General features: G+C 63.2%; 14 protein-coding genes. 7 read left to right on the forward strand and 7 right to left on the reverse strand.

Annotated features, from left to right (window positions below; all coding sequences use genetic code 11):
* The coding region (ord, locus tag VF515_03640) for a 2,4-diaminopentanoate dehydrogenase (protein HEX7406726.1) at positions 1–1,057 on the reverse strand (1,057 nt) is incomplete at its 3' end.
* A 329-nt stretch (positions 1,058–1,386) separates the two neighbouring features.
* On the opposite strand from ord, the gene VF515_03645 reads away from it, so the two are divergent.
* On the forward strand, positions 1,387–1,878 hold the full coding sequence (locus VF515_03645) for a universal stress protein (protein HEX7406727.1): 492 nt from the start codon (positions 1,387–1,389) through the stop codon (positions 1,876–1,878).
* A 160-nt stretch (positions 1,879–2,038) separates the two neighbouring features.
* Here the strand turns inward: VF515_03645 and VF515_03650 are convergent, their stop codons facing one another.
* The 3 genes from VF515_03650 to VF515_03660 form a co-directional block, all read right to left on the reverse strand.
* On the reverse strand, positions 2,039–2,515 hold the full coding sequence (locus tag VF515_03650) for a CBS domain-containing protein (protein HEX7406728.1): 477 nt from the start codon (positions 2,513–2,515) through the stop codon (positions 2,039–2,041).
* Positions 2,516–2,785: 270 nt separating this feature from the next.
* Positions 2,786–4,171, reverse strand: a complete 1,386-nt coding sequence (locus VF515_03655) for a glycosyltransferase family 4 protein (GenBank protein ID HEX7406729.1) — start codon at positions 4,169–4,171, stop codon at positions 2,786–2,788.
* A 99-nt stretch (positions 4,172–4,270) separates the two neighbouring features.
* Entirely contained in the window at positions 4,271–4,702 is a 432-nt protein-coding gene (locus VF515_03660; GenBank protein HEX7406730.1) for a DUF2267 domain-containing protein, read from the reverse strand.
* Between the two features lie 401 nt (positions 4,703–5,103).
* On the opposite strand from VF515_03660, the gene VF515_03665 reads away from it, so the two are divergent.
* The 4 genes from VF515_03665 to VF515_03680 all read left to right on the forward strand — a co-directional run bounded on the left by VF515_03665 (position 5,104) and on the right by VF515_03680 (position 8,615).
* Positions 5,104–5,406 carry a GYD domain-containing protein gene (locus tag VF515_03665; protein HEX7406731.1) on the forward strand — a complete coding sequence of 101 codons (303 nt, stop codon included), beginning with the start codon at positions 5,104–5,106 and terminating at the stop codon, positions 5,404–5,406.
* Positions 5,407–5,620: 214 nt separating this feature from the next.
* Positions 5,621–6,268 carry an alpha/beta family hydrolase gene (locus tag VF515_03670; GenBank protein HEX7406732.1) on the forward strand — a complete coding sequence of 216 codons (648 nt, stop codon included), beginning with the start codon at positions 5,621–5,623 and terminating at the stop codon, positions 6,266–6,268.
* A 5-nt stretch (positions 6,269–6,273) separates the two neighbouring features.
* The gene (locus VF515_03675; GenBank protein HEX7406733.1) at positions 6,274–6,954 is read left to right on the forward strand and encodes a phosphoribosyltransferase; all 681 of its coding nucleotides are present in this window, start codon (positions 6,274–6,276) and stop codon (positions 6,952–6,954) included.
* A gap of 104 nt (positions 6,955–7,058) precedes the next feature.
* Complete coding sequence (locus VF515_03680; GenBank protein ID HEX7406734.1) at positions 7,059–8,615, forward strand: amidohydrolase; 1,557 nt, start codon at positions 7,059–7,061, stop codon at positions 8,613–8,615.
* Between the two features lie 3 nt (positions 8,616–8,618).
* Here the strand turns inward: VF515_03680 and VF515_03685 are convergent, their stop codons facing one another.
* On the reverse strand, positions 8,619–8,822 hold the full coding sequence (locus VF515_03685) for a dodecin family protein (GenBank protein HEX7406735.1): 204 nt from the start codon (positions 8,820–8,822) through the stop codon (positions 8,619–8,621).
* A gap of 121 nt (positions 8,823–8,943) precedes the next feature.
* On the opposite strand from VF515_03685, the gene VF515_03690 reads away from it, so the two are divergent.
* Positions 8,944–9,222, forward strand: coding sequence for a hypothetical protein (locus VF515_03690; GenBank protein HEX7406736.1), 279 nt, complete (start codon positions 8,944–8,946; stop codon positions 9,220–9,222).
* Between the two features lie 6 nt (positions 9,223–9,228).
* Here VF515_03690 and VF515_03695 read toward each other — a convergent pair whose 3' ends face one another.
* Entirely contained in the window at positions 9,229–10,239 is a 1,011-nt protein-coding gene (locus tag VF515_03695) for a phosphotransferase (protein HEX7406737.1), read from the reverse strand.
* Positions 10,240–10,273: 34 nt separating this feature from the next.
* Positions 10,274–11,524, reverse strand: a complete 1,251-nt coding sequence (locus VF515_03700; GenBank protein HEX7406738.1) for an aminotransferase class III-fold pyridoxal phosphate-dependent enzyme — start codon at positions 11,522–11,524, stop codon at positions 10,274–10,276.
* Between the two features lie 286 nt (positions 11,525–11,810).
* Between VF515_03700 and VF515_03705 the strand changes: the two genes are divergently transcribed.
* The gene (locus VF515_03705) at positions 11,811–12,128 is read left to right on the forward strand and encodes a hypothetical protein (GenBank protein ID HEX7406739.1); all 318 of its coding nucleotides are present in this window, start codon (positions 11,811–11,813) and stop codon (positions 12,126–12,128) included.
* Positions 12,129–12,334 lie beyond the last annotated feature (206 nt).

Genomic DNA, 12,334 nt, shown 5'->3' on the forward strand with positions numbered 1-12,334 from the left:
TGTCCTCCCAATGCGCGCCGTGAATGGAGCGCCGCGCGTCGCCGAGCATCGCGGCAGGCACGGGGAGGTCCGCCATGGAGTGCAGGCCAGGCGCGGCATCCAGCGCGCGGGGGATCAGGTTCACGGCCAGCGCGACGGTGCTCAAGCCGCCCGGGATCTCCGGACTTCCGGCGAGGCGGACGTCTGGCGTTCCGTGGATCTCGATGCTGTCACCGGTCTCCACCCCCTCGAGGTGCGGGTGGACCTGCTGGGGATGGATGAGCGTAATGACCGGTTTGCCCGTACGGTAGGCCACGGCAGTATGCATGCAGCCGGCCACGTTTCCCGGCTCCACCGTGACGAAGGGCGTTTCGCGGCGGACCTGTGAGACGATGGGCTCCCGGCTCTCTTCGATACGCTCAATTTCCCAGCCAAGCGCATCGGCGATCATGTTGATCGACTCGGGGAATCCGAAGTGGCCGACGACCGCGCCGTCTTCCACACCCTTCCGGAACGCCTCCGGCGTCAGCCCCACGCCTTGGCTCGCGAGCACCGAAGGCCCATAGGGCGAGAGATCATTGACGCGCCGCGCGGTGATGAATCGGATGTCGGAGCAAACGCCGGTCAGCGTGATGACCAGCAGGTCGAACACGAACCCGGGATTGATGCCGGTGCCGACGACCGCCACGCCGTGCTCGACCGCCAGCCGATGCAGTTCCGCGGCGAGCGCCGGCGACTTCGCCGCCGGATAGGCCATTTCCTCGGCGATGGAGATGACGTGGATGCCGTTGCGCACCAGGGTTGAAATCTCCGCCACGGCATCGGTGAGTCGCGAGCAGGTCGCCTGGATCGCCACGTGTGGTCGGACCTGTGCGATCACGGCTTCGAGGTCAGTGCTGATCGGGATGCCGAGTTGCCGGTCGAGCCCGATCACCCGGCCAAGGTCAGTGCCGGCGCGCGATCTCCTTCTTGCGTACGCACCGACCAACTCGAGGCCCTGCTTCTCAAGAACGAGGCGGGCGATCCCGGATCCCATCTGCCCGGTTCCAAGCACCAGTACTCGAATGAGATCGCGCATGTGAGACAGCTCCCGTCGTTCCGCACAGAGCAACCGCCCGCTCGGCAACAGACGACGCAGGCGACTACGGGATTGTGCGCCACGGCTCGACACCTTTCAATTGACGCCGAGAAAATCATTCTCGGGTGCTCGGAATACACAAACAGAAACATTATCGACCACGGTAAAGTCGTCCCTTGCCCTGCGCCGAGGTGCCATGCGGCCGGACGATACCCGTGAAATGGCCCTGCGCGCAGGGTCGGACCGGAATCTCGACAGGACCGGAATCTCGCCTTGCACGTTGACGGCGGTAAATGGTATCCACTGTCGCATCCGCAGGGGAGCTAAAGATGGCAGTCAAACGTATTCTGGTGCCAGTCGATTTCTCCAAAGATTCGCTGCATGCCCTCGCCTACGCCGGTGATCTCGCGAAGTCCTTCGGTGCCGAACTCCGGCTCCTCCACGTTGTTGATCAGACGTACCTCGCCAACGCCCCCGAGTTCCCCGTCGCCAACCCCAAGTTGGCGAAGCTACTAGAGGAACAATGGCAGGCGGCGCAGGCGCAGATGATACGCATCGGCGCTGACCTGGGGAAGAAGAGGCAACGCGTCCGTATCCTGATGAAAGGCGGCTCTCCCGCGCAGGTCATCGTGGACACCGCCAGGAGCAGTGCCGCTGATCTGATCGTCATGGGAACCCACGGGCGGACTGGTCTGGCGCACATGCTTATTGGCAGCGTGGCCGAAAGGGTCGTCCGCACCGCAAGCTGCCCGGTGCTGACGGCAAGGCATGCCGTCAGTAAGAAAAGGACGCTGAAGAGGACGGCGCGCCAGAAGGCCTGAACCCTTCATCAAGCGGTACTGGCCGATCAAGAGGCGCACAAAAGACTTTGAGCGCGAGGCTGTCGTGCGGCGGCCACGGGGAAAGCGTATCCCGCACTGAATCGCTTGGACTGTCGGTCGCTCGAGAATCTGGCGCCGTGCCTGCGTTCACGGCGGCGCTTCAAGCCGTCATCGCTGCGCCCTGCCTAGAGTCCCCGCAAATCGCCGCCAAGGTGTCGCACACCTCCTCGGTGGTTATTTCGGCGCGGCCCTTACCCTTGCGTTCATGCGCGGCTTCGCGAGCGATGTCGTCGAGCGAGAGGATGCCAACGAGATGACGGTCTGCGTCAACGACCGGCAGCCGGCGGATTCTGTTGCTCCGCATTATCTTCTCTGCCGTCGCCAGGGAGTCCTCGGGTCCGCACGAAAAGAGCTTCTTCGACATCGCGATGGAGACCTGGATGTCGTAGAGACTGCGGCCCTGGGTGTAGGCCGCCATGCAAATGTCGCGATCCGTCAACACGCCGACGAGCCCAGTGTCGGCAACAACCGCGACGCTGCCGCAATTGTTGTCCCACATGAGCTTCGCGGCAATGCTGAGCGAGTCATGCGGGCGACACGTCTTCACGACGCGCGTCATCAACCGTCCAACCTTCATGGTGCCTCCTTGATTGATTGTATTTGTCACCGCCCAGGTGACAGTCGGCCCAGGTTTAGAGACGCAAATACCTCGCCACGCCGCCGCACGCTAAGCCACCTGCGCGTTTGGTCATCCAAGGACACCGCCGCTCCCACTCGTGCGAATTTCCCCAAGACGGAATTGTGACGTGAAGGGCGGCGGAGGATTGGCGCTGAAATCCTGAATCGGTTTCGCTGAGAAATGAGAGGTGCGTGAGGGCTAGGCCTTCCGTGCCTACATGCCTCGCGATCACGCCCGCCCGGACTGCCTCCGGACAACAAATGAGGGCTCCCCGTGACGGGCACGTTTGGGTCCGGCCCGTCGTCGAGCGCTCTCGGCCGAGCCTAAGCCGCTGCCGCTTGCGAGCTGGAGACAAGGAACCAGGTTCCGGCGGATGATTTCATTCCAGGCATACTGCTTGGCGGTCAATTTCCCACGGCGGCGAAGGGCGCGTTCCTCGGCCGGACTTGTCTGCAAGCGATGAAAGGAGCTGACAAACTCGCGCGGGTCTTGACTCTGGAGCACCAGCGCATTCCAACCTGGCACGGCGTAATCTTCGCCCGTGCCGCCGGTGCACGCCAGACCTTCAACAGCCATCGCCTCAAGCCCAACGAGGCCGAACGGCTCGACTCCACTGTTGGCGAGCACGGCGGCAGCGCCGCGGAATAACACCCGGCGAGGTTCCCGAGTGAGATGCGACCGCAGGCTGACCACATCCGCGTCCCCAATATCTCTCAGGCTTTCAAAGAACCCTCGGGCGCCAGGCTGTGGCTGTGCGCGCTCGACAACCTGCAGCTGCACGGCGGCGGCCCTTGCCAACACCTCGGTGCCGTGCGCTTCGACTCCACCGCGCGCGATCAGCAGCGGACGCCACCCATGGCGCTTGAGTTCGCCGACGATATCGATGGCCAACAGCCAGCGCTTGTCCGGATCCCAGCGCGCGACCTTGCCGAGCACGACGCGATCGCGGGTACAGCGGCTAAACTCGGCCATCGCTTCCCGATCGGTCCCTTCGAACTCCTCGGGTGGGAGCCCATTGGGAATCACCAGTGGGTCCACGCCCAAGCTCCACATCCGGTGTCGCATGTACCGGCTCACGGTCGTGATCACTGCGGCCTCCGCCAGCCGAGCCCAATCGATGCGATCAAACCCGCACATGTTGTTCGCATTCCAGAAAATGGTGGCCCGGTGGCGCAGCCCGGCGCAGCGGAGCAACCAGTCGAGGTGCAGAACGGCACTGGCCGTCTGCCATTCCTCGGCCAGAATAAGTGACCGTCGGCCAGGCTCTCGCAGAAAGGGGACGAGGGCTTCTTGCATCAGAAACGGAGGCAAAGACGATGCGAAGTCCCACCTCTTTCCCTCTTCGCCATCGTAAACGCCCCCGGGGTGATAGCGGCTGATCCACTGGCACCACCGATGGAGGTGGACTTGCCGCCTGGTCTCGTGACCGGGCAAATTGGTATCTCCGATATACCAGAGATGGGTGTCGAAGCCGGCCTCGGCAAGCGCCTCGGTCAGGCCGGTGACGCGGCTTGCGAGGCCGCCGGCGCGCGAATAAGCGTCAGGGCCTTCGAAGCAAAGCATATGGACCTGCACCTGTTCCCCGGTGCCGCCGCTCTGCTCAAAAGGGTTCACACCTAGTCCCCTGGAAGACGGTTCTCTTATTTCTGCGGCAAAGTCTTCGTTGACATTTATCACGTTAACGGCCCGGCGTGGAGTGGGGTGGTACCGAGGTCAGGCTTCCGGCCACAGCTCACGCAACGTCTTCGGCAAGATTCCTTTGACATTCTTCACCTCACCTTCGGACACGTGGTGGGCGACAATGACAAAGACCGCACGAACCATTTTCTCGGGGTCGGGAATTGTCACCGCATTCCGGAAGCTGTCGCGTATGCAAGTCAGAAACTCTTGCTTGTTCCATTTGAGCGGCTTTCCAGTCGGGCTCCAGCCCTCGTAATAGAAGCCGCGAACCAACATGGGGAGCTGGGCACCGAGCTGCACCGCCTCTTCCACGGTCAGCCGATCACGGAGGACGTGCAACACCGCCCGCAGCGCATGGTAAGCGAGGTGCCGATCCGTCGAATCCAGTTCCGCCATGATCTCATTGAGCCAGGTGTTTGTCTTGTGGATCGTGGAGTCGAAAACATCGAACCCAGTCATGCCAATAACACCTCTCTTTCCTTCAACGCTGGTGCACCGATCATTCTCCGTGACGCACCGATGCGCACACGACTGAACAGGAGCCTGGCGCCAAACGGTGCAAGCAGCTCGCCAGGCGGCTCGTAGACGCACTGCAGCACTAAAGTGAATCGTCTCACCAGCCCGCGGAAACCTCGATGCCTTTTCTTCTTATGATCGCAAATCGCCCCTCCCAAAGACGGCCACTGCGGCAACCGCAGGGCCTCTGGCGACCGAATTGCTACCGGCAACTACTAGTTAGAGACCGAGAGGAAGGGTATCCTCAGGGTCAGGTTAATGGGGAAATAGCATCGACGAACTTCCGCGAGTGAATGGCCCTTCGTAAGCCGATAGTGAATGGCCCTTCGTAAGCCGATAAGGAGGCGACCATGGGAACGTACGTACTGCTGACAAGGATTTCACCTGAGAGTATGAGCCCGCCGGAAAAGCTCGCCAAGCTCGAGGAGCAGGTACAGAGCTCGATCAAGAGACATTGCCCCCAGGTGAAGTGGCTCTCCAACTACGCGGTGTTGGGGCCCTACGACTACCTCGACATTTTCGAAGCGCCGGATGATCTGACGGCAAGTAAGGTGGCGACAATCGTGCGCTCGTTCGGCCACGCCACCACCGAGACCTGGAACGCCATCCCGTGGGACCGGTTTAAAACCGTGCTCAGCGAGCTGTCCAAGTAGCGGTAACGACAATCGAATCCGCGATGCTGAACCATGGCCAAAGCATCCCGAGCTAACCACCTGGGCCATCCCCATCTCCGTGTCATCGCAGGGGGGATGCACGCCCCGGTCGAGAAGATCGATTGCCCGTCGGCGGGTCGACCCGATGGACGATAAGGAGCGCACGCCAGCGGCCGATCCATTGCGGAGATTGCGTCAAGAGGGCCCTACGCGCATGAACGAGACGAACGTACGCATTCCGGCCGACTCCGCCACGTTGGAGGGAGTGCTGGGCATCCCCGAGGACGTTCAGCGCATCGTCGTGTTTGCGCACGGTAGCGGCAGCAGTCGCCTCAGCCCACGCAACACCTCCGTGGCGCGCGCGCTGCGTGTTGCCGGGATCGCTACCCTGCTTTTCGATTTGCTCACGGAAGAGGAGGCGGAAGACCGGGGCAATGTGTTCGACATGGATTTGCTTGCCCAACGGCTGCGCCGCGCCACCGCCTGGATCCGGACATATCAGCCGACCAAGAACCTGCACGTCGGCTATTTCGGCGCCAGCACTGGCGCCGCTGCAGCACTGATCGCCGCAGCAACCGAGACTGCAATCCGGGCCGTCGTGTCGCGCGGCGGCCGTCCCGACCTGGCGGGTTCCGCACTCCCCAAGGTGAAGGCCCCCACACTGCTCATCGTTGGCGGCAACGATACCCAAGTTCTGCTATTGAACCAGCAAGCCTACGAGCGGCTCACATGCGAGAAGCAATTGGCCATCGTTCCCGGCGCCAGCCATCTCTTCGAAGAACCGGGAACACTGGAGGAGGTCACTCGCCTGGCAACCGATTGGTTCAATCGCCACCTGGTTGGCCCTGCCGGGAAACGGTGAACGGCATGTTCAAGAGTCGAAAAGATGCAGGACGCAAACTGGTCGCGCCGCTATTGCGCTACGCGGACGAGCACCCCGTTGTGCTGGCGCTGCCACGCGGAGGCGTGCCCGTGGCGTACGAGGTCGCCATCGCCCTCGACGCGCCGCTCGACGTCATCGTCGTCCGCAAACTCGGCGCCCCCGGACAGCCAGAACTCGGGATCGGCGCCGTGGTCGATGGCGACCACCCCCAGAGCGTTCTCAATGAAGACGTCATGCGGATGCTCGAGGTCTCGGACGAGTACCTGAGCCGCGAAGTTGCGCTGGAGCTGCAGGAGATCCGCCGCCGCCAGAAGCGCTACAGAAGCGGGCGTCCCCCGGAGCCGATCGCAGGGAGAACGGCGATCATTGTCGATGACGGCATCGCCACGGGGGGGTCGGTCCGCGCCGCAATCCGCGGTGTACGGCAACTGTGTCCCAAACGGCTCGTTCTCGCCGTACCGGTCGCGCCGCCGGAGACCATCGACTCCCTGCGGCCCGAGGTCGACGATCTGGTGTGCCTCAGTATGCCGGCCTTCTTTCAGGCCGTTGGTCAGTTCTACGAGGACTTCCGCCAGACCAGCGACGAGGAAGTGGTCGAACTGCTCGACCGCGCGCGCCAGCAAATGGCCTCAACTCTGAAACCCGGAAGCGGCCAACACCGTTAGTTGCAGGTCTTCGAAAAGTTACGCGTCTTGATTTGTGCGGCAGCGCAAGAGCGTCTAGATTCCAGCGCAGCTTGGTAACTTCTGAAGAGGAGACCTGGAGAACGTTGAAAACGAATGCACGCGCTTTTGTAGGTGGCCGCATCTTGCCGATGGATCCGGCGCTGGGCGAACCGGAGGCTGTCGTAATCGAGAACTCGCGCATTGCTGCCGTTGGGGAACGTGGGCTTATCGCAAGATATCCGGGGATCACGGTCGAGGATCTCGCTGGTCGAATCCTCCTACCCGGCTTCATCGACGCGCATAACCATCACTCCATCGCCGCGCTCCATCCGCTCTGGGCCGACGTCTCCAGCGTGACGAATATCGACGAGCTGCAGCAGCTGTTGGCTCGTCAGGCCGCGCACGAGCCTGAGGCACGTTGGGTGCGGGGCGTGGGTTGGACTGAAACCGTCGCCGGCGTGCTGCCGGACCGGCATGACCTGGACGCCCTCGGCTTCGATCGTCCGGTCATCGTGGCACACTTCAGCCTGCACCAATGTGTCGTCAGCTCGCAGGGGCTGGACGAGTTGCACATCGGGCGCACCACGCCCGACCCGCCCGGCGGAACCATCGTGCGTGATGCCCATGGCGAACCCACCGGCATGTTGATCGAGCGCGCCTGGAGCGAAGCGCATGCCCGGTCGCTCGCGGCCTATCGCGACCCGGAGCGCTGGGCCGATCTCATTGCCGCCCGTGCCCGCGTGCTGCTCCGGGAAGGAATCACCTGCGTGCACGATGCCGCATGCTCACCGGCGGCAGAGGCAATCTACCAAGCCATGGCCAAGGCCGGCACGCTGCCGATTTCCGTCCTCGTCATGCCGCACGCGGAGGCCATTCTCACCAACACCTTTCCCGAGCGCCTCGATGGCCCGCTGACAGGCGAGGGCGATGAACAGGTCCGTGTCGGGCCGGTCAAACTGTTCGCTGACGGCGGCATCGCGCCGGCCATCGACGCCATCACCGCAGGGCAACGGTTCACCCACGGGGTGCAGTTCGGCGACCTGACAGAAAACCTCGTCCGCGCCGTCTCGCGAGGCTTTCGCGTTGCCGTACACGCCATGGGCAACGCCGGGCTCGCCGCGACCCTGGAGGCGTTCACCCGCGCCGCGCGCGTACGGCGCGACGACGATCATCGTTTCCGTGTCGAGCACGCCACCCTCGCCTCCCCCGCGCAGCTCAAAGAGATGGTGGCCCTCGGCGCCATCGGCGTAGTGCAACCGGGCTTCGTGTCCCACATGGGCCAGCTGGTGGAAGGCGTGTCCTTCGATGATGAGATCTGGATGCCGTTCGGCGAGATGGCGCGGATCGGTATCACAGTCGCCGCCTCGTCCGACGATCCGTGTGCGATCTACGAACCCCTGCGCACCTCCGTGCACGGCGTCACCCGCCGCACCGGGTCCGGCAATGTCCTCGGCCCGGAGCAGGCGCTCAGCTATGAGGAGTGGCTGCAAGCTTACACCTCCGGCGCGGCGTACGCCGGAGGGCAGGAACACGAGCGCGGCACGCTGACGCCGGGAAAGCGGGCAGACCTGGTTGTGCTGAATGGCAGGCTCGACCCGATGCACCCTCCGCGTGTGGCACAAACCTGGGTCGGCGGGGAGTTGGTGTACGCCGGCGAGTGAGCCCTACTCGTCGAGCACGAAGGTCACGTTCATGTGCACGCGGTATTCCTTCAGCTTCCCCTTATCGACCTTCCCCTGCACCCGCATGACCTCGAAACCCGTGATGCCACGGATCGTCTTGGTGGCGCGCTTCAAGCCTTCTTGGATGGCACCCTCGATGGAATCGGCGGACGACGCAATGATTTCGCTCACTCGTGCTACGGCCATGGTTGACTCTCCTCTCTTTCCCTTGACGGCCCCATGGTAGCCGAGGTCAGAGGCGGGCACAATGATGCATTGACTTGAATCTTTTTATGTGGTTGACATAGTTGGTATGTCAACAGCATGCATGACCGCGGCACGAGTCGTGACGGTCTCCGTGATGCTTTTCACCCTCGGAGTGACCGGCCCGCTCCACGCCGCGCCGCACAAATCGAACAAGCTGCCGTGCAAACAAGTGCGGAACGCGGTCTGGGCTGGCCACACCTTGGAGCAACTCACCGCCGAATTCGGCACCGACGCTCAGCACATCATGAAGTGCCTGAAGGGCGGCAAGGGCAAGAAGCCTCAGTCAAAGAAGGCAAAAAAGAAGGCACCGGCGGGAACACACGCAGCGAAGCAGCAGTAGCGGTAGCTACCCGGTCGGCTGGGAACTGAGAAATGCCTGCCCTACCGCGGAGGTCAAAAAGATGAGCGGCTCGGTATAGACTTGCGCCGCTTCTGAGTTGCGCCGGGTTTGCAGCCAACCCAACCCATAGAAGCAGCGCAACAGCAGGAAGATCGGCATCTCGTTGAGCTCCTCATCGGACAGGAGCCGTACGCCGCGGTAACCTGCCGCCCAGGCATTGAGGAGATCTGGGTAGAAGTCCTGCCCGTAGTACGGCAGCAGCGCCGATGCCGGGTCGTACAGGTACCAGCCAAAACCGCAGTCATCGAAGTCGATGAGACGGACGCCGTCGTCGCTGACGATCAGGTTCTCGGGCATCAAGTCAGCGTGAATCAGACCGTAACGGTCCGGTCCCTTGCCCCACCGACGCAGCCGCCGGCGCAGCGCCTCGCGGCAGTCGAGCACGAGCGCACGCTGCGCCGCATTGAGGGCCCAGTTCTCCCAGGCCGGCGCGATGATCGGATGCTTGGCATCGAGCAGCGCGGCTTCGTCCCACGCTTGGCGCTCGAAACCTTGGGGCAACGTCCATTGGCCCACCTGCGTATGACACCTGGCGTGTAAGTCGCCGAGCATGCTGAACGAGCCGGCCAGATCATCCTCGCGCGGCGGCTCCCCCTGGATCCATTCCAACATGTCGCACAGGCGCGGCTCGGGCAGCTCGTCGATCCCCACTGTAATCACCAGCGCACCGTGCCGCGACGGGATGACGCCGGGCGTCTTGACGCCGAACTCGCCGAGCGCCTGCATCCACTGCAACTCGGAAATGATGGAGCGTTCCGTCTGGTAGCCGGTGCGATGCACGCGCAGCACGCCCCGCTTGCCGGTCTCGGGATGGATGACGTCGAACACCGAGTTTTCACGATGCTTGAGCAGCCCAAGCTCCGAGGTCTCCGGAAAATCGTAATGGCACAGCGCCGCCACCGCGACCTTGCGCGCCAGCTCGATCTGGCGCTCGATCGGTAGATCGAAGAAATCCATGGTGTCCCCTCGCAAGAGTCAGGGATCTCAGTCCCTACGCATCCTTGGCAACAGCGAGCGCCGCCTCCACCTTCTCCAGCAGCTCGTCGCACAAGCGCGCGTCCACCAGCAGCCCCGGCTTGAACTGCAGCACCGACAGATCGTAACCGGCAAAGATCGCCCACACGCCCTTGTCGTACAGTGCCTTCGTCAGGTGCATAGCGCCCTGCGGGTGGTCGACCTTGAGTCCCATTACCAGGCCGGCGCGGCGGATCTCCACCAGGTACGGATTGCGGCGCTGGATCGCGCTGAGCCCCGCGTACAGTTGGTCCGACCTGCGGCGGACGTTCTCGAGCGTCTCCGGCGCGCTGCACAGGTCGAGCGCCTTCGAAGCGACGCGGCAGCCGATCTCGGCGCCGCCGCTGGTGGAGACGTGGCCCCACGCGTTTTCGAACAGCCAGCCGGCAACCCGCTCCGACAGCACGGCGGCGCTGATCGGATACAAGCCGCCACCGAGCCCCTTGGCGGTGACCAGGATGTCGGGCGTCACCCCGAACGTCTCGACGCCCCACAGGCGTCCCGTGCGCCCGAGGCCCGTCTGCACCTCGTCGGCGATGTACAGCGCGCCGTGCCGCTCGCACGCCGCCTTGAGGCCCGGCAGATAGCCGTCGGGCGGGACCGGGAACCCATAGGTCGCCGGCAGTGTCTCGATGATTGCCGCGGCGATGTCTTCGCCTGCAAGCACCTTCTCTGCCGCCGCGAGATCGGCGAACGGCACCTTGACGAACTCCTGCGGCGCGTCGCTCAGGAAATACTTCGCCGTCGAGTCGTCACCGGCCTGCCCGGCGAGCCCGACACGGCCGTGGTAGCCCATGTCGATCGAGAGGATCTTGCGGCGGCCGGTCGCCTTGCGTGCGGTCCGGATCGCCACGTCATTCACCTCACTACCGGTGGCGCCGAACACCGAATAGCGCAAGTCGCCAGGCGTGAGCCGCGCCAGTTTCTCCGCCAGTTCGCCGCGGGCCTCGCTGGGGAAATGGTGGTTGCCGATGTCGACTTCGGCCGTCGCCTCGACCAGCGTGCGCACGATGTCGGGATGGCGGTGGCCGAGGTTGAAAGTGCCGCCGTTCAGATGCACGTCGATCAGCTCATGGCCGTCGATGTCCCACATCCGGTAGCCCTCGCGGCGACCGACGACGAGCGAGATGCCCCACGCCTGGAACGCGTCAACCCGGCCGGGCATCCAGTACTGGCGGCAGAGGTCGAGGGCGCGACGTTTGCGATCAGACATGTTCGTTTCGCTCATTGGCTGTCTCCCTTGAGGTTCAGAAGCGGATGATTTGCGGGGATAGACCCGGGATTTTCAGATACTGCGTTTCGTCACCGGTGTCGAGAATAGCGCAGCGTGTGTCGTGAGTCAGATGTACGCTGCATATCTCATCACCTCACCCCAGCCCTCTCCTGGGAGGAGAGGGTCCCCTCGCCCTCCGGGGACTGTCGATAACCGCTGACCCCAAACCCGGACAATGCCTATCATTGCCGGACTCCCACCCTCGTGAGATAGTGGTGGCCATCAAAATCCAAGGAGGCTAATGATGCGCGTACTGATGAAGGTCTCGTTACCGGTCGAGTCGGCAAACGCGTTTGCGCGAAAAGGCACGTTGGGCCAGACGATCGCGAGCATTTTGCAGGAGATCAAGCCGGAATGCGCCTATTTCGGTGATGCTGACGGCAAGCGCACGGGCTTCATCGTGGTCAACATTGAAGGGATGCACAAGATTCCCGCGATTGCCGAGCCGTGGTTTCTTGCGTTCAACGCGAGCGTTCAACTCACGCCGGTCATGACAGCGGAAGATCTCCAGAAAGCGGCCCCCGACATCAAGCGGGTCGCCAAGAAGTACGGCGCGTAGGCTACCGCGTGTACCGGTTGCGACCGCAAACTGGGACACTCGCCCTTTCAAATCAGGACACTCAGCCCCGAAGTAGGACCCGGCGGCTATGGTTGGGCGCCGGCTAACGGTCGAGTTGGTGTAGGGATCGGTAGCGGTGTTCAGCACGATCAGTGGTGCCCCAGCCGCGAGAGCTTCGATTCCGACTCTCCCGACCAACGTCCCGT

The sequence above is a fragment of the Candidatus Binatia bacterium genome (genome assembly GCA_036382395.1).
In the GTDB taxonomy this organism is placed as follows: Bacteria; Desulfobacterota; Binatia; order HRBIN30; family HRBIN30; genus JAGDMS01.